This window comes from Agromyces subbeticus DSM 16689, from assembly GCF_000421565.1.
GTDB lineage: Bacteria > Actinomycetota > Actinomycetes > Actinomycetales > Microbacteriaceae > Agromyces > Agromyces subbeticus.
On the sequence record NZ_ATXG01000004.1, the window covers coordinates 185,096 to 204,153 of the forward strand.

14 protein-coding genes are annotated in these 19,058 nt (G+C 69.7%); 3 read left to right on the forward strand and 11 right to left on the reverse strand.

What is annotated here, in order from left to right; genetic code table 11:
• Positions 1-112: 112 nt before the first annotated feature.
• The 10 genes from H521_RS0108800 to H521_RS0108845 all read right to left on the reverse strand — a co-directional run bounded on the left by H521_RS0108800 (position 113) and on the right by H521_RS0108845 (position 13,855).
• A complete protein-coding gene (locus H521_RS0108800; RefSeq protein ID WP_022892658.1) occupies positions 113-889 on the reverse strand; it encodes a hypothetical protein in 777 nt (258 codons plus the stop codon).
• Positions 879-2,018, reverse strand: a complete 1,140-nt coding sequence (locus tag H521_RS22420) for a COG1470 family protein (protein WP_156891333.1) — start codon at positions 2,016-2,018, stop codon at positions 879-881. The genes H521_RS0108800 and H521_RS22420 overlap by 11 nt, the downstream gene beginning before the upstream one ends.
• A gap of 131 nt (positions 2,019-2,149) precedes the next feature.
• The gene (locus H521_RS0108810; protein ID WP_022892660.1) at positions 2,150-3,544 is read right to left on the reverse strand and encodes a hypothetical protein; all 1,395 of its coding nucleotides are present in this window, start codon (positions 3,542-3,544) and stop codon (positions 2,150-2,152) included.
• 49 nt (positions 3,545-3,593) lie between these two features.
• Positions 3,594-4,718 carry a hypothetical protein gene (locus tag H521_RS0108815; protein ID WP_022892661.1) on the reverse strand — a complete coding sequence of 375 codons (1,125 nt, stop codon included), beginning with the start codon at positions 4,716-4,718 and terminating at the stop codon, positions 3,594-3,596.
• 190 nt (positions 4,719-4,908) lie between these two features.
• The gene (locus H521_RS0108820; protein WP_022892662.1) at positions 4,909-7,521 is read right to left on the reverse strand and encodes a hypothetical protein; all 2,613 of its coding nucleotides are present in this window, start codon (positions 7,519-7,521) and stop codon (positions 4,909-4,911) included.
• Positions 7,518-9,101, reverse strand: a complete 1,584-nt coding sequence (locus H521_RS0108825; RefSeq protein WP_022892663.1) for a phosphate ABC transporter substrate-binding protein PstS — start codon at positions 9,099-9,101, stop codon at positions 7,518-7,520. Before H521_RS0108825 ends, H521_RS0108820 begins: the two co-directional genes overlap by 4 nt.
• 17 nt (positions 9,102-9,118) lie before the next feature.
• On the reverse strand, positions 9,119-10,372 hold the full coding sequence (pstA, locus tag H521_RS22425; protein WP_022892664.1) for a phosphate ABC transporter permease PstA: 1,254 nt from the start codon (positions 10,370-10,372) through the stop codon (positions 9,119-9,121).
• On the reverse strand, positions 10,372-11,421 hold the full coding sequence (gene pstC / locus H521_RS22430; protein WP_022892665.1) for a phosphate ABC transporter permease subunit PstC: 1,050 nt from the start codon (positions 11,419-11,421) through the stop codon (positions 10,372-10,374). Before pstC ends, pstA begins: the two co-directional genes overlap by 1 nt.
• 171 nt (positions 11,422-11,592) lie before the next feature.
• Positions 11,593-13,287, reverse strand: a complete 1,695-nt coding sequence (locus H521_RS0108840; protein ID WP_084512162.1) for a protein kinase domain-containing protein — start codon at positions 13,285-13,287, stop codon at positions 11,593-11,595.
• Positions 13,288-13,342: 55 nt separating this feature from the next.
• The gene (locus H521_RS0108845; RefSeq protein WP_156891335.1) at positions 13,343-13,855 is read right to left on the reverse strand and encodes a hypothetical protein; all 513 of its coding nucleotides are present in this window, start codon (positions 13,853-13,855) and stop codon (positions 13,343-13,345) included.
• Between the two features lie 299 nt (positions 13,856-14,154).
• Here H521_RS0108845 and H521_RS0108855 point away from each other — a divergent pair, with 299 nt between their 5' ends.
• The 3 genes from H521_RS0108855 to hutI all read left to right on the forward strand — a co-directional run bounded on the left by H521_RS0108855 (position 14,155) and on the right by hutI (position 18,719).
• Positions 14,155-15,666 (forward strand): M23 family metallopeptidase, encoded by a 1,512-nt coding sequence (locus H521_RS0108855; RefSeq protein ID WP_156891337.1) that lies wholly within the window; start codon positions 14,155-14,157, stop codon positions 15,664-15,666.
• A gap of 92 nt (positions 15,667-15,758) precedes the next feature.
• Entirely contained in the window at positions 15,759-17,432 is a 1,674-nt protein-coding gene (hutU, locus tag H521_RS0108860) for a urocanate hydratase (protein ID WP_026482100.1), read from the forward strand.
• Positions 17,433-17,495: 63 nt separating this feature from the next.
• A complete protein-coding gene (gene hutI, locus H521_RS0108865; RefSeq protein WP_026482101.1) occupies positions 17,496-18,719 on the forward strand; it encodes an imidazolonepropionase in 1,224 nt (407 codons plus the stop codon).
• 31 nt (positions 18,720-18,750) lie between these two features.
• On the opposite strand, the gene H521_RS0108870 is transcribed toward hutI, so the two are convergent.
• The gene (locus H521_RS0108870; RefSeq protein WP_022892672.1) at positions 18,751-19,047 is read right to left on the reverse strand and encodes a DUF503 domain-containing protein; all 297 of its coding nucleotides are present in this window, start codon (positions 19,045-19,047) and stop codon (positions 18,751-18,753) included.
• Positions 19,048-19,058 lie beyond the last annotated feature (11 nt).

Consider the following 19,058-nt stretch of genomic DNA (forward strand, 5'->3'; position numbering starts at 1 on the left):
CTCGGCGGCTTCGGCGGCTTGGCTGGTGGCGTCGGCCATGATCTGGGAATGGTCGAGAAGCCCCCGTCGGTGTCGGAACTCTCGAACCCGTACTCATCCCGTTCGGTGAGCGTCACGCCGCCTCGCCCAATCGCAGCGGCGCGCCGACCCGTCGGAGGAAGTGGCCGATCGCGGCGAATCCGAGTCCGACGACGATTCCGACACCGATCAGCCACGGTGGCGCGAACACGTTCGCGTCGCGAGTGAACGGCGACAGTTCGGCGTTGTCGACCTGCGCAGGCGGCGTGAATCGGGTGTGAACCGTCACGAACGTCCACTGACCCACGCCCGGCAGCGTGGCACTGATCGTTCGCTTCTCGCCGGGTTCCAGTGCGGCGACCTCGACGGCGTCGACTTGGCTGATGCGGTTGCCGAACGGCCCTTCGAGCCAGAAGTCGGCCGAGCCGTCGATCGTCGACTTCGACGCGTTGCGCACGGTGAACCACACTTGCAGTTGCCCGGCGAGCGGGTCGAGTGACGGTGAGTACCCACCGGCGAGGCCGCCCACGAAGAGCACGCCGCCGAGACTGACCTCGTCGGCCGCCGGTGGAGCGGCCAGGACGGCTGCCGGTGCGCCGGCCGTGTCGACGAACGCGCCGGAGCCCTGCTGGCCCGCGCCGGGCCGACCGGGCGGTGTGATGGGCGGCCCCTTCGGCGGCGCGGTCGGCCGACCCGTCGGCGGCACGACCCCGTCACTCACGTCGACCGTCAGGTTTTCGCCCGGCGCCGTCTCTTCAGCCCACGCCGCGCGATCTGCCGTCGCCAAGCCGGCAACGACGAATGACGCGACGAGCAGGATGCCGCCGAGGGTCCCGATTCGCCGGACGACCGTACGCCGCTCATCGATCACGGTTCACTCCTGCCGGTCCAGCGGCACCCACGAGCTCTCGCTCACGTTCGGCCTCGATCTTGCGTCGCGTCTCCCGCTCGGTGTGTTCGATCCACGCCGCGGCACGCTTCGCGTCGGCCCGGCGGCGCCACTTGCTGAACACGATGTACAGGCCGACGAGTGCGACGGCGATCACGAGCGGCCACGGCGGGGCGATGAGCACGGTGTCGCGTGAGATTGCCGAGACCGGCATCTTCTTGCTCGCATCGTCGCCTTCGACGAACGGATTGAGGGTCACCCACGGGTTGAGATAGCCCCAGGCCGCAACGCCGGGGACCTCGGTTTCGAAGGTCCGGGTGAACCCGGGCAGGAGCTCGGGCTTGCCGTCGCCCTGCTTCGCCGACGCGGGGGCGCTGAACCAGGTGCGAACGCCGAGCGAGACGTTGGAGGCGAGGGCGACGTTGCCGGTGTTCTGGATCGTGTAGAGCACCCGCACGCCACCGCTGAACGGGTTCCACCAGTCGCCGACGTACTGACTGTCGACGCTCGAGATCGTCAGCGCAGCCTGGATCTCGCCCGACACGCGCAAGTACATGCGAGTGCCGAGGCGCCGGTCGACGTTGACCTGCTCCCCCGGAGTCACGACGGAGGCCAGGATGCCGCCGGCGTGATCGCCTGGGCCGGCGTCCGCCGGGACATCGACGGTGAACGGCACGAGTCGCGACTCCCCTGGCGCGAGGTCGAACTGCAGCCGGTTCGCTCCGCTCTCGAAGTGCACCCAGGCACCGGCATCCGTCGCCTCCGCCCCGGTCTCGAGCAGACCGAAGCTGCCGTCTTCGTCGTTGAACGCATCCGTCGCGAGCACCGTGAACGACTGCGTCACCGAGCCGGCGTTGCGCACGAGGTACTGGTCGGCGACCTGCTGGCCCGGGTCGGCGCTGTAGCTGAACCGGGTGCGGCCGTCTGGCGTGCCGTCGGCACCGGCAGGCTGACCCGAGATGCCGATGGTGTCGTCGGCCCTGGCTGCCGAGGGGTCGCCTGCAATCACGGCCACGAGGGCGATGCAGCCGAGTAAAGCGACGACGACGACCCGACGGATGCCTCGGGCGGCACGACGGGCGAAAAGTTGGGGCAAGAGGACTGCAGTCACGGGCTGTGCATTTCGCTCAGGCGCCTCGCGTGAGGCGGGGTGAAATCGTTGGAGATGCGCACGCCGTGTGGGAAAGACGCACGAGGCGCCTTTCCCACACGGGTGTCATCTGCCTGACGACCGCTCGAGGACTACTTCGAGACGAGGTCGAGCGTCAGGGTCGAGGTGTGCACGCCCTTGGCCGCGTTGATCGGAGCCTTGAACGTCAGGTCGGTGTCGAGAACGGCACCCACCTCAGCGGTCGACGAGCCGGCGATGCCTTCGGCGAGAACACCGAACGCACCGGCACCCGCGGCCTTGGCAGCGCCGAGGGTGACGCCGTCGGTCAGCGCAACCGCGCGCGGGGCGTAGCCCAGCGCGTTCTTGGCGACCGTGGTGTTGCCCGCACCCGCGAAGTCCGCGGCGGTGACGTTGAGGTTCCAGCCGCTCAGCACGTCGCGGTCGTCGAACACCGTGAACTGACCCAGCGCGACCGGCACGGTCGTCTGGTTACGACGCACGTTGCCGAGGTCGATCAGCGTGGCGGCGGGAGCCACCAGCTCGAAGCGACCCGAGTTGGTCACCGTGACCGTGAGATCGGTGGTGTCACTCGTGTCGTACACGGGCGCCGTCGACGTGAGCGTGAAGTTGTCCCACGCTGCGAGTGCCTCGTCGGGACCGTTGAGCTCGTAGAGGAACAACTTGCTCGCCGCGCCCACCGCGACGGCGGACGCGTCGACGGTGCCCGCACCGTTCGCATCGAGAACGACCGTGCCGAGCTCGCTGCGCGCGCCCGCCGAGAAGACGCCCACGCTCAGGGTCTTGTTGGCGTTCGCCGCACCCGCGGTGATCGCGAGCTGCTTGCTGTCGACGGTCTCGGTGACGAGCGCCGGGTTCGCCGTGACGAGGTCGGCCTCGGTGATCAGATCTGCAGGCGCAGCGCCCTCGACCTCGACCGCACCGACGGTGTAGTTGCCAGAGCCGGCTGTGATGTTGATCTCGCGGTACACGGTGCCGACGACGGTCACACCGCTGTTGATCGTGTAGGCGACGCCATACCAGTAGGTGCCACCGGCGGCGATGTCATCCGCAATGCCACCGGGGCCCGAGAAGATCGCGTCGAGGGTGAAGTCGGGAACCATGGTTCCGCCGTTGGGGCCCGCGGCCGCGTCAGTCGCGAACGCGTTCCAAGTGTTGGTTCCACCGTCGCGGTCGGCGGCGTCAGTCGTCGAAAGGAAGCGGTACACGCCCGTGAAGGGCGTCGCGCCCGTGACTGGCCGAGCGGGCGCCGGGTTGATCTCGGCGAGCACGTCGGTCGAGCTCGCCGAGGCGATGAGGCCTTCACTCCGCGTGTAGACGCGGGTCGTGTCGCCGTCGGCGAGTTCTCCAGTGTCGGCGTTGTACAGGAAGAACGAGCCCTTCGAGCCGTTCGGCTGCGGGTTGACGGGGTCGCCAGGGGCCGCGTTCGCGGAGACCGCGCCGCCGCCCACGATGGCGAGGGTGAGAGCCGTGGCCGCAGCCACGCTCCACTTCTTGCTGATGTTCATTGCATTCCTTCTCTACGAGTATTGAAAGGGGAATCGATGTGGTGCGGGACTAAGCGGACAGGTTCGCCCGGAACGGCGTCGTGGTCGACGGCGCGAGGAAGCCGAACTTCTTCTTGACCGAGCCAGCTTGCGAGGGCAGCGTGCTCTGGGTGTTGCTGAGTTTGGCGGCGGCATTGCTCACGACGTTGGCGAGGCCCGCGTCGTACTTCGGGTCGCCGACTGTGATGCGGGCGTTCTCGACGACGAGGTACACGTCACGTCCCCAGGTGCTGTTGGAGTAGAACGCCGGGTTCGGCACCATCGAGGCGCCGGTGCCGGTGACGGCCGGCGTGCCGGCGATCGGCGAGCCGATCTTGACGCCGGTCCCGCGGCGGTCGATGCCCGCACCGGTGTTCTGCGCTACCCACTGAGCGGCTGACATCGCGGTCACGGCGTTCGCCGGGAAGGCCGAGCCGTCGGCGAGACTGTTGGTGTCGTGCTCCTGGCCGACCTTGACGCAGCCACCCTCAGACACCTCCTGCATGCCCGACTCGGAAGAGCCGATCTTCGACAGGAAGTCCTTGCGTGTGCCGGAGCCCGCCTGCGGGATCACCGGGGTGACCGTGACACCGCCGACCTGCGTGATCGTGCACTCGAACAGGCCCTTGAGCGTCGCCTGGTCGATATTGTCGAACGCCGCGTTCGCGCCGCCCGAGTGCGCGTACGAGAGTGCGTCGCGCCCGAACGGAATGTACCGAAGTGCACCGTCGACGACCTGCGTCGCACCCGATGACGAGCGCGCGATGTCGACTTGGCCGGTGATGTTGACGTTCGCGGGCCCACCTGGGGTCAGCGACGTGTAGTTCGCGCCGTCGATCGAGCGGCTGAGCGCCTTCACGCCGTCGCTCGAGCCGTTCGGACGACCGAAGCGAACGCCGTTCGGCTTGGTCTGGATCGAGGAAGAGCCCGTGGCGTCGAACGACCCGATGGGCTGGTCGCCCGCGAGCGAACGGACGTTTCCACCCGTGATACCCGTGCCGTTGGCCAGGGCGTTGATCACGTCCTGCAGAGTGTCGGAGCCGACGACCACGTAACTGCCAGACACCGGCTCGGCGTTCGCCGGCGAAGCGACAGCTAAGAGCGAAGCAGCCACGCCGAAGGCAGCGGCGGCTGCGATAACCTTCTTCTTGTTCACAACTTTCCTTTTCTCGAGGGATGTGGTGTGACAAACGTCCGCTCTGACAAGCGGTCGTCTTGGCGGCTCTCCATTGGGGGGCCGCCAAGTCTTTGGGGCGCCCGCGCCCCGATCTGAGGCTGGGCCTGCAGAGTGAACAGCGGGCGTTGGTCCAGCGAAGGACGGCTGTACGTGGGCTGTGCAGCGGCACTCACGATCGCCTCCTGAAGCGCGTCATCAACGGAACCGCCAACGCCGTGCCGAGGCCTGCGAGGAGCCCCGCAGGCACGGCCGCGGCCGAGAGGCCCAACTCGGGGTCGTCGGGCGTTGCGGTACCGATCAAGTCGCCGGCGGATTCGCCAGTCGCGGTCGGCGAGGCGACGAGATCCGTGGCCGCCGGGGCCTGCTGCTGCGACGAGCGAGTCGGAGTCAGGGACTGACCGCGAGCCGTGGGGGTGCTTCCTGCGGCCGGCGGCGAACTCGGCAGCGCACCGGTCTCGATGGCGTCCGCGGCGGCGAGCGCTTGGTCGACCCAAGGCTGCGGCAGTGGTGCATAGCCGGGCGGCAGTTCGCCGACATCGGTCCCGGGCGTCTGCCCATCTCGAGCCGCGAAGCGGATCAGGTTCGCGTAGACCGCGCGGAGCGCGGCGTCGGTCTGCTTCGGATTCAGCGCCGCATACACCGGCATCGCGAGCGGGTACGACGTGGAGGCCGCCTTCGCGACGGCGGCCGACGGGTCGTACGCGACGACCTTCGGCTGTGCTGCGGTGGGCGTCATGGCGGCTGCGGCGGCGGCCAGACTCGCTTGCGTGGGCTGCACGAACTGCCCGGCAGGGTTGCGAAGTGACGCCGTCACGGTCTGGTACAGCTCGGCCGCGGGTGACGTCGTGAGCCCGATCACCTTCTGGCTGCCGAAGAGCTCGCGCACCGTTTTGGCGTACTTCGGCGGCACGGCGACGTTGTCCCAACCGCCGAGCAGCATTCCGTCGCCGCGCAGCACATGATAGGCGCCGTCTGCGTAACTGCCGCTGTACGGGCGCCAGGTCACGAGGTTGATCGGGCCGCTGCCGTTCGCCGGGTCGCTGACGGTGGTGTCGGGCTTCTCGATCGGGTCGGCCTTGGGAAAGCTCTCGGTCGGCAGCGCCAGGGCCTGACCCGTCGGATTCACCTCAGGATTGGTGGCATACCAAGGATTCACGATCATGCCCGACTCGTCGGGCGCGCCGTCGAGCCATGCCTTCGCCTCGGGGTCAGCGAGCACGTATTCCCAGAGGCGCACGGCGAGGTCGGACCTGCCCGACGGCGTGAGCATGTCGGCGACCGAGGCCGACACGATGATCTGCGACGACCATTCGTCGTCGTTGATCTTTCGGAACTCGGGGTCCTGAATGATCGTGCGTGAGTTCTTCCCAGGTTCGGCGAAACTCTTGTAGCCGATATGCGACCTGTCGGCGCCCGACGGCAGCGAGTCGGTGTACGACGCAGTCAGCAGTTTCGCCACCAGTCGCGGCGTGAGTTTCAAGTCGGTCATCGGCAGCCCCGCTCGCGCCTTCTCCTCAGGCGTCGCCTCCTGCGGATGCGGCTGGCGGTCGATCGAGAACGAGATCGCGATGCCCGACAGCGCGACAGGGGCATACGCGACGGGGTCGGCTGTGTCTGCAACACGGCTCAGATCGAGCGGGCGCGACGTGAACGCCAGCGGACTCGGCGTCGTGCCGGCCGCCTTCGCCAGTGCGTCGGCCTCGCTGCCTTGGCTGAGCACGAACGGCGACCCGTTCTCGCCGAGGCAGAGCTCGGGCTGCCACGACGCGATCGCCCCGGCGACGAGTTCACTGCCCGCCAACTGTCGTTCCGCGGCGCCGATCTCGCAGCGTACGCCGAGCGGCTTGAAGTCGAGCTTCACGGCGAGATGGTGTTCCCAGGCGTCCCACCAGAGTCCCGATTGCTTGATCTCGGCCTCACCGGAGTCGCCGGTGCCTCGCGGGATGACGACGAGCCAGCACGACTGGCCGACGACGCTTCCGTCAGCCTGAGGGGCGGGAGAGCCGCAACCGAGCGCGGTGGACTGCATGGCCGTCTGCACTTCGAAGGGCACCGAGCCCGACCCGTCGGCACCGGACGCCGCCCACTTGACCTCATTCGTCGTGAACGCCGTGAAGAACTGGTTCGTGTTGAGGTTCGACATCTCGGCGTCGGGCTTCTTGACCGGCTGCCCGTCGGCGTTCGTCGTGAAGTTGTTCAGCACGCGGTCGGCCGGGGCGGCACGCTCATCGACGATGCCGTCCGGATTCGAGGCGACGAACGGGATGCCGGTATAGGCGAAGCCGCCCAGATCACCGCTGTACTGCACGTCCTCAGTGGCGATGCTCTCCAACGACCTCAAGCCATCGCGCATGGCGCCCCACCCGAGCGTGCCGCCGTATTGGCAGGTACGCCGGTCGGGGTGCCCGGGGTGCTCGGGATCCTCGCCCCAGCACTGCGCGATCTGCAGGAAGTTCGACCCGCCGACCGTTCCTCCGGGCGCCGAAGAGAGCTCCCCGCCCGTCCAGCTCACCCGGATGCCCTGCGACACCAGGTCGCTGGTCTGTGAAACCGTCACCGACAGATCGGGGAACGGTGCCCCCTCGGGCACGAGCGCGTCGGCGGCGTTCGTCACGGTCACCGCGCTCGACGTGGGCTCGTCGGCGGCGACTGCGGGATCGGCCGGCACCACCGCGCTCCCGAATCCGACGACGCCCGCGACCAGAAGTCCGACGACGAGCCCGGAGAAGCCCGCCTGAGTCCAGACCGCGCCGCGCGAGGCATCCGTCATCTGCTCGCTCATCGGGCCGCACCTGTCGTCGACGTGTCGCCTGGGCCGTTGGCCCGCCGCAACCTCGGCGAGAGGAATGGAGGAAGGATGACCGCGCCGAGCAGCAGCACGACCGCACCGAGCATGACGGACTCCTCCCAGCCCCAGCCGTCGTCGCCGATCGTGAACGGCGAAGCGGTCGCGACACCCGCCACGGCCCCATCGCCCGAGATCAGGTTGCCGAACTCGTCGTAGACGGCTGTGCCTGCGGCGGCGGGCCCTCCTGCGACCGGTGCGTCGGCAGCACCCGGGCCCGCAGCGCCGCCGGCAGCCGAGCCGCCTCCGCCAGTGCCCGTGACCGGGGTGTCCTCCTTCGCACCGGCCGTGCCCGTCGTGCACTGGTTCGGACCACGCCGGTCGCACTCCGCAGGCTGCGCTGCTGTGAGCGCGAGCTGGTTGCTGCTCGGTGAGTCGCCCGGCTTGAACGTCGGGTTGTTGCACGCGTTCGGGTCGACACTTGCCGAGCCCGCGCCCGGGATGCGCTTGATCTGGTCGAAGCCCGCGAGCACGAGGTTCATGGGCAGGGGCGAGTACCCGAGATCGGCCGCCTGCTGCTGCCCCTCGCACAGCATGTAGCTTCCGAACGCGCCGAGCGTCGCGCCCTTCGCCTCGGTGAAGGTGCCGCCGACGACGGTCGGCACGATCATGTACGAGTAGCTCGAAAGCGGGTAGGTGCGTGGATCGCCATTGTTGTAGACGCCGTCGAGAATCTGGGTGAGGTACTCGGCAGAAGCCGCGTCGGTGTTGATCTGCGCCTGCAGCAGGGCAACGGCCACCGAGTTCGCCGTCGGCTCGACGTAGTAGTCGGCGGCATTCAGCACCTTGGCGACCGGGAAGCCCGATTCGATCGCGTAGGAGTATTCGACGTAGGTGATGGCGCCCTCACCGTAGGCCTGGCTCACGTATCCGGCGACGCCGTCGGAGCGGGCCTGCCCTTTGCCGTTGGCCGGAATCGGGAACTGCGATCGCATGCCCGCGGTCCACAGGTCGGGATGTTGCTTCGACATCCAGAGCGAGAACTGCGCCGACGAGCCCGAGCCGTCGGAGCGCACGACGGGCACGATCGCCTTGTCGGGCATCGCGAGGCCCGGATTGTCGGACTGGATCTCGGGGTCGTTCCACTTCGTGATCGAGCCCGTGAAGATCTTCGTGATCACGGCGCCGGACAAGCGCAGATTCGTGACCCGCTTGCCCCCGATGTTCAAGTGGTACATGAACGCCGTGCCACCCGCGACGATCGGCATGTACGCGTACCCGCGCGGCGGCACCTCGGGAGGCGACCCGTCTTCGGGGTTCGACTGGAACGGAATCTCCGAGACGGCGAAGTCGACGGCGCCGTTGATGTAGTCGGTGCGGCCGGCCGATGAGCCGCTCCCGGTGTACCCCACCTGCATGCCGTAGTTGGCGGAGACGTTTCTGCGCCACTGGTCGAGCGCATTCTGCGACCAGGTCGACCCGGTGCCGTTGATGGGCTCCCATCCCGCGGCGCTCGCGGGGCCGCTGATACTCACTGCCACCACCAGTGCGCCGAGTACGGCGACCAGTCTGGTCATCCGACGCGTGAGCAGACTCATTGCGGTTCCTCCTGCGGTTGAGCGGATGCCTCGCGGCGGGCGGACGCGGCATCCATACGTTCGACGTCGCGTACCGACGCGGCCCGCACTCTGCGCTGGCTGCGCGGCGACTGGTCGGCGGGGCCTCGTCCGCCGATGACCCGCGCGATCGCGAAGAGCGCGAGCACGAGCAGCAGCAGCACGGCGGCCGTGCCGAAGCCGCGCGCGATCATGTTGGGCTCGGGCGAACCCACGAAGGTGAAGACCTGCAGCGGCAGCGAGATCATCGGGCCCTCGAACGGGTTGGTGTTCATGACGTTCGTGACGCCCGAGGTGAGCAGCACGGGCGAGGTCTCGCCGATGCCGCGGGCAGTGCCGAGGATCACGGCCGTGACGAGGCCCGAGCGCGCCGTGGGAAGCACCACGTGCCACACGGTTCGCCAGCGCGACGCCCCGAGGGCGTACGACGCCTCGCGCAGATTGCCGGCGACCAGGCGCAGCACCACGTCGGACGCGCGGACGATGATCGGAAGCATCATGACCGTGATGGCGAGCGCGGCCGCGAACCCCGACCGTTGCAGCCCGAGGCCGAGGATGATCGCCGAGTAGATGAAGAGGCCCGCGACGATCGAAGGCAGCGCCGTCATCGCGTCGACGATCGTGCGCACGAAGCGTGCGAAGCGACCGCCGACCTCGTTCAGGAACAACGCCGTGACGATGCCGAGCGGGATCGAGATCGCCAGGGCGATGCCGATCTGGATGAGAGTGCCGACGATCGCGTGGGCGACGCCGCCGAGGTCGAGCCCGTCGAGAGGGCCCGCGAACTCCATGTCCTGGAAGAAGAAGTTCGCGTGCACGAGGGCTGGAAGCCCGCGCAGCAGCGTGAAGACGACGACGAAGATCAGGGCGCCGCAGAGGATGACACCGGCACTCGCGAGCATGACCGTCATGACCCGGTCGGTCACCTCGCGCCCATCGCCGGTGCTGCTCACGAGCAGGGCGTAGATCGCGACGAAAGCGAGGAACGCGACGACGAAGAACCCGACGACGCCGCTGAGCGGCGCGATCCAGCCGAAGAGCAGTGCCGCGATGGCCAGGGCGGCCGCGCCCGCGCCGAACAGTGCGTAACGGTCGTCGAGGCGGGCAGAGCGGATGCGGCGGCGCGGGCCGATCTCGATGCCCTCGCGCACCGGGAGGCTCGTGCGGACCGCGGCTCGGGGCTCGGTCTCCTGCTCACCGGCGAGCGCGGGTTCGAACGTGGTGAGCGACATCACACCTCGCTCTCGGCGCCGGAGCGCGACCTGGCGACGATCGACGAGGCCGCGAAGTTGATCACGAGAGTGATGAGGAAGAGCACAAGGCCGGCTGCCATCAGCGCCGACAGCGCGAACTCGCTCGCCTCGCCATATCGCAGGGCGATGAGCGCCGACACCGAGTTGCCGCCGGTCTTCAACACCTGCCAGTTGATCGCGAAGATCGGCGAGATGATCATGTAGACCGCGATCGTCTCCCCGAGCGCCCGCCCGAGGCCGAGCATCGTGCCGCCGATGATGCCGCCCCGGCCGAACGGGAGGACGACCGCGGTGATCATGCCCCAGCGCGTGGACCCCAGGGCGTAGGCCGCCTCGCGCTCGCCGGCCGGCGCCTGCATGAACGCCTCGCGCATGATCGAGGTCTGCGTGGGCACCACCATGAGCCCCACGACGATTCCCGCGATGAACGCCGACGAGGTGAACGCACTCGCGTCGGTCATCGCCGCCCCGGTCTCGTCGGTCACCGCGAAGAACGGGATCCAGCCGAAGTAGGTCGAGATCCAGCGCGAGACCGGGATGATGCTCTCCTGCAGGAAGAAGAGCCCCCACAGTCCGAACACCACGCTGGGTACCGCGGCCATCAGGTCGACGAGAGTGATCGACCACTGCTTGAGCCGGCCCATGAGCACTTCGGAGATCAGCAGCGAGGTGCCGAGTGCCAAGGGCACCGAGACGCACATCGCGATGACGGCGATCGTGACGGTGCCGAACAGCACGGCGGCGATGCCGAACTCCCCGGTCTCGGGCGACCACTTCTGCTCGAACAGGAAGTCGAGGCCCGCCACTTGCATCGCCGAGCCCGCGCGCAGCGAAAGGAACACGCCGACGGACAACATGATGGCCACTGTCATGCCACCGGCCGAGAAACTGACGGCACGGAAGACCGCGTCGGAGCGCGACTGGCGAGGCTTCAGCTCCCTCGCCTCGGCCGGCGGGTGCGCTTGCGGTTCTTGATCGGCGAAGAACACGGTGGTCGTGGTGCCGCCGGCGGTGCGATCATCGTTCACGATCGCGCCGATCGAATTGACGACGGGGACATCTGAGACCTCGGGCTCGGGTGCTGGGTTCCGGTATCGGCGCGGAAGCGCCGGTTCACGCGTTCACCGTCGCCGCGTGATGTGAACGATCGGTGGCGCCTGCGCGAAGGACGGCTGGACTGGGAACGGCCACCGAGATTCTCATACCCCCGGTTCGGGGGACGACGGCGGAGTCGCGGTCGGCGGCGGCGGTGACGGCGTGACGCGCGGAGGCGGCTCGGCTTCGAGGAGCGTGACCGTCGTCTTCAACATCAACGATGCGCCCTCCACCGGATCGGTGCCGACGATCGTGCCGTGCGCGACCGCGGCGGTGCGCGTCGTGCCGATCGCGACCGTGAAGCCCGCGTTCTGCAGAGCGGCGAGCGCCTCGGCGCGCGAGAGCCCGATGACGCGTGGAATTCGGTTGAAGCCCGACGCGACCGTGAGTGCGACGACGGAGCCCTCGTCGGCAGATGCACCTGCCGACGGCGATGACCCGAGCACAGTGTCGCCCGGGTGCTCTGATTCGACGACCAGGAGCTCGCCCACTTCGAGACCGGCATCGGCGAGCGCCCGCTGCGCGTCGGCGAGGCTCGAGAGCGTGACATCCGGAATGGCGACCCGCGCGACCGCCGGCGGCGCCTCGGGCTCACTCGACGGCGGCGGCACCTCGGATGGCGCCGGCGATTGCACCACCTGCTGCTGCGATGGGGGCGTCGGAATCGGAACCGCCGGGGCACCGGCCGCCACCGACGCGAGGATCGCGGAAACGATCACGAGGAGCCCGCCGCCCGAGATCCAGGCGCCGATCGTGCCGCCTCCCCGCGCAGCACGCGGCCGCCCTGTCGTTCCGCCGGCCTGTGCGACGCCCCGCGTCGGCTGCACCCTGGTGCGTTCATTCACCGGCAGACGAGTGGGCGCCCTCGTCGCTCCGAGCACTCTCGTCACCGGCGTCGCGTTGAGGGACTCGCCGATCGTGCCGAGCGCTGCCCGCATCTCGGCTGCCGAACCGAACCGGTCGCCGGCATCCTTCAGCAGCGCGCGCACCACGATCCGGTCGATCTCGCGCGGGATGCGCGAGTCCACCACCGACGGCACCGGTGGCGGGCTCTCGAGGTGCGCCTGCATCGTCGCCGCCGCGGTCGGGCGCGGGAACGGCGAGCGGGCGGTGACGGCGAAGTAGAGCACGGCCCCGGCTTGGTACACGTCGCCCCGCTCGTCGACGGCGAGTCCGCGCACATGCTCCGGCGACATGTAGTCGACGTTGCCGATGACACCCACACGGCTGCCGCCGTTCACCTCGGCCTCGCTGCGCAGGATGTCGGTGCCGATGGCAGCCCTGCCCGCGGCATCCGCAAGCCCGAAATCGAGGAGGCGCACCCCGTCGACCGCGATCACCCCGGAAGCATCTCGACCGACCATCACGTTGGCAGGAGAGACGTCGCGGTGCACCAGGCCGACCTCATGCGCAGCCTCGAGTGCACGCAGCACACCGTCGAGCACGGCAACCGCTTCGACGATGCTCAGCGCACCATGCTCGCCGAGGTGCTCGGAGAGGCTGCGTCCGGCGGCGCGTTCCAGTGCGATCCAGGCGACCGGGCCGCTTGCTGCGGTCTCGACTCCGACATCGATCACGCCGGCGATGTTGGGGTGGCGCAGACGCCGCACCCGTCGAGCCTCCTCGAGGAACGCATCGCGGGCGCTCGGGCGCTCAGCGAGGTGGGGATGCAGCAGTTTGAGGGCGACGTGTCCCCCGGTCATCGTGTCAACCGAAGCGAAGACGGATGCCGAACCGCCCGTGCCGAGCAGCTCGCCGAGCCGGTACCGCCCGGCGATGAGGCCTGGAGGGTCCATCATCGCGGCGCCGCACCGGCGATGCCGGCGGTGCCAGCGGCCGAACTGCGCGCTGACCTCATCTCCACGTCGACGTCTCGGCCACCGGCCTCTGACCACCGCCGCCACTGGCCCACCGCCACTCTTTCGCGACGTCCGCGTGATCGAGCAGGACGAGGGCGCTCGTCACGGCTTCGGTGCACGCCGACGAGGGGTACCACCGAGCGCAGGTCGCCGCGGCGCGATCATCGAGCGCCACGGTCCACCCGTACGACCCCGTCTCCGGGCCCCGCACGAACTGCACGTCGAGTTCGGCGACTCGCGATTGGAGCATCAAGACGTGCTCGCGCGCCGCGAGGAAGGAACCGTAGACGCGGGCGCTGCGCGCGACCTCACGGTTGTTCGACGCGAAGAGCCGCCAGATCGTGCGCTCGATACTGAGCGGCTCCTTCGCGACGCTGCCGAGCCGGTCGCCGATCGATGCGACGTCGGGGGCCGGCGCCAGCCGGCTTCGGAACCGGGCCCACGCGAGCAGCATGGGGTCCTCGCCGGAGCGGAACTGCGAGAAGGCGATCCTCGGTGACGTGTGCATGGGCTCCCACATCCGTGTGGCGTCGGGTCGGAAGCGCGGCGAGGATCTCGATGCAGCGCTGCATCCTGCGATGCCGTGGTCAGCATCGAGCGATCCGGTGAGCGATCGGGGTGACGATGAAGAAGGAGAGGTGGCCGACAGGTGTCGAGTTCGTGCGGACCGGCGCTGCGGTGCGCACACTTCGTAGATTTGTCACCCGAACAGGGCTCGACGGCCGTACTATCAGGTGTTGTGCGGTCGCGCCGGCCCTGAGACACTGAATGAGACGTCGGCCCCGAAGCCGACGACGAACGGAAGCCATGTCGCTGAAACGAAGCCCCCGTGGCCTGCAAACGCCCCTTCGCGTAGGCCGCGCCCGGCCCGATGGTCTCGCCCTCGCGGCTGCTGCCGCCGCGGTGCTGCTCGGCATTTCAGGCGTCGGCCCGGCCACGGCCGAAGAGATCGTGCCGGCGACCCATGCCGTGGTCGCGCCGTCCGAGCCGGCGACCGACGATGCACCGGCTGCCCCGAGCGAGTCGAGCGATCAACCAACCGGCGAGGCAGAAACTCCCGCGACCGAGGAGCAGACCGACACGCCGGAGCCGACCGAGACGCCGACGCCGACCGAGACGCCGACTCCGACCGAGACGCCGACTCCGACCGAGACGCCGACTCCGACTCCGACTCCGGAACCGACCCCCACCCCGACGCCGACTCCGGAACCGACCCCCACCCCGACCGAGACACCCGCGCCGCCGACCACCGAAACGCCGGCGGCACCGGCACCGACCGCACCCGTCGCCGCCCCGCGCGGCCAGGTGCTCGTCGGGGCAGGGCCGTACGCCCGCGTCTCGAACGGCACCGACCCGCAGCTCAGCTCGCTGCTCACGGCACGCACGGCCCTCGATCGGGCGACGGCGAACCTCCGCACCGCCGAGGCCGAGCTCGAGACGGCGCGCTCGACACGCGAGATCGCCCGCGCTCTCGCCGAAGACCTGCAGGAACGGGCCGATGAGGCGCGCCACGACGCCGACACCGCGGCAGACTTCGCCTTCGCTGCGGCCCGCGGCGGCGATTCCACCCTGAACTCGATGGCCGCGGCCTTCGGCTCTGGCAAAGACCTGCTCGCCGGCCTCGGCGGAGTCGCTCGCGTCGAGCAGATCACCGGCGACGCCGACAAGTTGCAGAAGCTCGCCGAGAAGCGCGACGCTGAAGCCGTCGTGGCCGAAGAGCAGGCCGCCGCCGCATGGGCCGACGTCGACGCCGTGCCGGTCGAGGCCGCGCAAGACGCGGTCGCCGACGTGGAACGCGCCGTGGCAGCCGCTCGCCAAGACCTCTCGGGGCTGCAGACGCGCGTGGCAGCCACGAGCGTCTCCCTCATCGATTCGCTGCCGCGCGATGCCGGCCAGCTGAGCGAGCAGGGCTGGGCAGCCCCCGTCGCGGGCAAGCGCACCGACGGCTACGGGCCGCGACCCAACAAGCCGCTCGCCGGCGTCAACGAGTTCCACCGCGGCACCGATGTCGCGGCCAGCTGCGGCACTCCTGTCTTCGCGGCCACGAGCGGCATCGTCGTCGAGGCACGAGGCAACGGCGGCTACGGCAACTGGATCCTGCTCGAGCACGGCGCCGGCGTCTCCACCGGCTATGCGCACCTGGTCGACGGCGGCATCTTCGTCGCCCCGGGCGACTCGGTCGCCGCCGGGCAACTGATCGGCGCGGTCGGCAGCACGGGCGCTTCGACCGGATGCCACCTGCACTTCGAGGTGCGCATCGACGGCACCGCAGTCGACGCACAGCCGTTCATGGCGGCTCGCGGCGTCGCGGTCGGCTGAGCCCCTTCAGCTGAGCGCCCGCGTCTGGCATCCCAGACAACTCGGCAGCGACATCCGTTGCCGCTGCCGATCAGGTGGGCGAGCATCGGAGCATGACCGAAGCATCCACCACCCGACGCACCGTGCGTGCCGCCCGCGGCACCGAACTGACCGCGAAGAGCTGGCAGACCGAGGCGCCGCTGCGCATGCTCATGAACAACCTCGACCCCGAGGTCGCCGAGCGCCCCGAAGACCTCATCGTCTACGGCGGCACCGGCAAGGCCGCCCGCAACTGGGAGGCGTTCGACGCCATCGTGCGCACGCTCGAGGGCCTCGAGGCCGACGAGACGCTGCTCGTGCAGTCGGGCAAGCCCGTCGGTGTCTTCCGCACGCACGAGTGGGCGCCGCGCGTGCTCATCGCCAACTCGAACCTCGTGGGCGACTGGGCGACGTGGCCCGAGTTCCGCCGGCTCGAGCAGCTCGGCCTCACGATGTACGGCCAGATGACCGCGGGCTCGTGGATCTACATCGGCACCCAGGGCATCCTGCAGGGCACCTACGAGACGTTCGGCGCGATCGCACGGGCATCGTTCGACGGCACGCTGGCCGGCACGCTCACGCTCACCGGCGGCTGCGGCGGCATGGGCGGCGCGCAGCCGCTCGCCGTCACGATGAACGAGGGCGTGGTGCTCATCGTCGACGTCGACGAGACCCGGCTCGCCCGCCGCGTCGAGCACGGCTACCTCGACGAGTACACGGCCGACCTCGACGACGCGGTCGAGCGCGTGCTCGCCGCGAAGGCGGCGCGCACACCGCTCTCGGTCGGGCTCGTCGGCAATGCCGCGACGGTCTTCCCCGAACTGCTCGCGCGCGGCGTCGCAATCGACATCGTCACCGACCAGACGAGCGCGCACGATCCGCTGAGCTACCTGCCCGAGGGCGTGTCGCTCGCCGAGTGGCACGAGCTCGCGGCATCCGACCCCGAGCAGTTCACCGAGCGCGCCCGCACGAGCATGGCGAAGCAGGTCGAGGCGATGACCGGATTCCAGGATGCAGGCGCCGAGGTGTTCGACTACGGCAACTCGATCCGCCGCGAGGCCGAGCTCGGCGGGCTCGCGCACGAGCGGGCGTTCGCGTTCCCCGGCTTCGTGCCCGCCTACATCCGCCCGCTGTTCGCCGAGGGAAAGGGTCCGTTCCGCTGGGCCGCGCTCTCGGGCGACCCGGCCGACATCGCCGCGACCGACCGCGCCATTCTCGAGCTGTTCCCCGACGACGAGCACTTGCGCCGCTGGATCACGAAAGCCGGTGAGAAGGTGCACTTCGAGGGCCTGCCCGCCCGCATCTGCTGGCTCGGCTATAAAGAGCGTCACCTCGCAGGACTGAAGTTCAACGAGATGGTGGCGTCGGGCGAGCTCAGCGCTCCGGTCGTGATCGGCCGCGACCACCTCGACTCGGGCTCGGTCGCGAGCCCCTATCGCGAGACCGAGGCCATGGCCGACGGCTCCGACGCGATCGCCGACTGGCCGCTGCTGAACGCCCTGCTGAACACCGCGTCGGGCGCGACGTGGGTGTCGATCCACCACGGCGGCGGCGTCGGCATCGGCCGCTCCATCCACGCCGGGCAGGTGATCGTCGCCGACGGCACCGAGCTCGCCGCCGAGAAGATCGCCCGGGTGCTCGTGAACGACCCCGGCACGGGCGTCATGCGGCACGTCGACGCCGGCTACGACCGCGCTGTCGAGGTGGCCCGCGAGCGCGGCCTGCGCGTGCCCATGATGGAGGGCTGAGCCCGTGGAAGGGTGGAGCGCGTGAGCGACAGCGTGGGCATGGGCGTCGGCGTCGACGTCGACATGCTGCTGACGAACATCGGCGAGCTCGTCACGAACGACCCAGCCCCAGATCGTGATGGCGGGCCGCTCGGCATCATCCGCGACGCCGCTGTGCTGGTCGAGGGCGGCCGCACCACCTGGGTCGGCGCCGCCTCGGCGGTTCCCCATGCCGTGAGAACGCGCATCGTCGACGCCGGCGGCCGCGCCGTCATTCCCGGATTCGTCGACAGCCACACGCACCTCGTGTTCGGCGGTGACCGCGCCGAGGAGTTCGCGGCGCGCATGGCCGGTCGGCCGTACGAGGCCGGCGGCATCCGCTCGACCGTCGCGGCGACGCGAGCGGCGACCGACGACGAGTTGCGCGAGCGCCTCGCCGGGTTCGTCGGCGAGCTGCACGCGCAGGGCACCACGACGTTCGAGATCAAGTCGGGCTACGGACTCTCGGTCGAGGCCGAGGAGCGACTCGTGCGGCTCGCGCGCGAAGTCACCGACGAGGTGACCTTCCTCGGCGCGCACGTCGTGCCGGCCGAGTTCCGCGAGAATCCCGAGTACGGCCCCGCCGACGACCCCGAGACCACCGCGCGCGCGGCCGAGGCCTACGTCGACCTCGTCATCGGCGAGATGCTCGCCGCGTGCGCACCGCACTCCCGCTGGGTCGACGCCTTCTGCGAGCGCGGTGCCTTCTCACCCGAGCAGTCGCGTCGCGTGCTCGAAGCCGGGGCCGCCGCCGGGCTCGGCGTGCGGGTGCACGGCAACCAGCTCAGCGAAGGCGGCGGCGTGCGCCTCGCGGTCGAACTCGGCGCCGCCTCGGTCGACCACTGCACCTACCTGAGCGATGCGGATGTCGCGGCGCTCGCGGCATCCGACACCGTCGCGACGCTGCTGCCGGGTGTCGAGTTCTCGACCCGCCAGCCGTACCCCGACGCACGCCGGCTGATCGACGCCGGCGTGACCGTCGCCCTCGCGAGCGACTGCAACCCGGGCTCGAGCTTCACGAGCTCGATGCCGTTCTGCATCGCGGTGGCCGTGCGCGATATGGGCATGACCCCGGCCGAGGCGCTGTGGGCGTCGACCGCGGGCAGTGCGGTTGCGCTCAGGCGCACGGATGTCGGCGCGATCCGACCCGGCGCGCGCGCCGATCTCGTGCTGCTCGACGCGCCGAGCCACGTGCACCTCGCCTATCGGCCGGGGGTGCCGCTCGTCGCGCGGGTCTGGAGGAACGGCGCCGTCGTCGCCGGAGCGTGAGCCGCGGCATCCGCTCGGTCGTCTCGTGACCTCAGTCGTCGTCGCTGTGGTGCATGCGGCGACGCGCTGACAGCAGCGTGATATCGGGCCGCTCGGCGACGAGTCGTTCGGCTCGATCGAGCGTCTCGGTCACCCGGTCGGCGGCCGAGGCGATCGCCGCGACTCCGATCACGCTGCGCCGGTGCAAGTCCTGCTCGCCGACCTCGGCGACGCTCGCCTCGGTCGCGCGTCGCAGCTCGGCGAGGATCGGACGGATGACCGATCGCTTGCCCTTCAGCGAGTGCACGTCGCCGAGCAGCACGTCGAACTCGATCCAGCCGATCCACATGAATCCACCGC

Bases quoted from the DNA above. Each gene is read 5' to 3' on its own strand.
- H521_RS0108870 (WP_022892672.1), bottom strand. From the start codon at position 19,047: ATGTGGATCGGCTGGATCGAGTTCGACGTGCTGCTCGGCGACGTGCAC.
- H521_RS0108845 (WP_156891335.1), bottom strand. From the start codon at position 13,855: ATGCACACGTCACCGAGGATCGCCTTCTCGCAGTTCCGCTCCGGCGAG.
- hutI (WP_026482101.1), top strand. From the start codon at position 17,496: ATGCTGCTGACGAACATCGGCGAGCTCGTCACGAACGACCCAGCCCCA.
- H521_RS0108840 (WP_084512162.1), bottom strand. From the start codon at position 13,287: ATGATGGACCCTCCAGGCCTCATCGCCGGGCGGTACCGGCTCGGCGAG.
- pstA (WP_022892664.1), bottom strand. From the start codon at position 10,372: ATGTCGCTCACCACGTTCGAACCCGCGCTCGCCGGTGAGCAGGAGACC.
- H521_RS0108810 (WP_022892660.1), bottom strand. From the start codon at position 3,544: ATGAACATCAGCAAGAAGTGGAGCGTGGCTGCGGCCACGGCTCTCACC.
- hutU (WP_026482100.1), top strand. From the start codon at position 15,759: ATGACCGAAGCATCCACCACCCGACGCACCGTGCGTGCCGCCCGCGGC.
- H521_RS0108855 (WP_156891337.1), top strand. From the start codon at position 14,155: ATGTCGCTGAAACGAAGCCCCCGTGGCCTGCAAACGCCCCTTCGCGTA.
- H521_RS0108825 (WP_022892663.1), bottom strand. From the start codon at position 9,101: ATGACCAGACTGGTCGCCGTACTCGGCGCACTGGTGGTGGCAGTGAGT.
- H521_RS0108820 (WP_022892662.1), bottom strand. From the start codon at position 7,521: ATGAGCGAGCAGATGACGGATGCCTCGCGCGGCGCGGTCTGGACTCAG.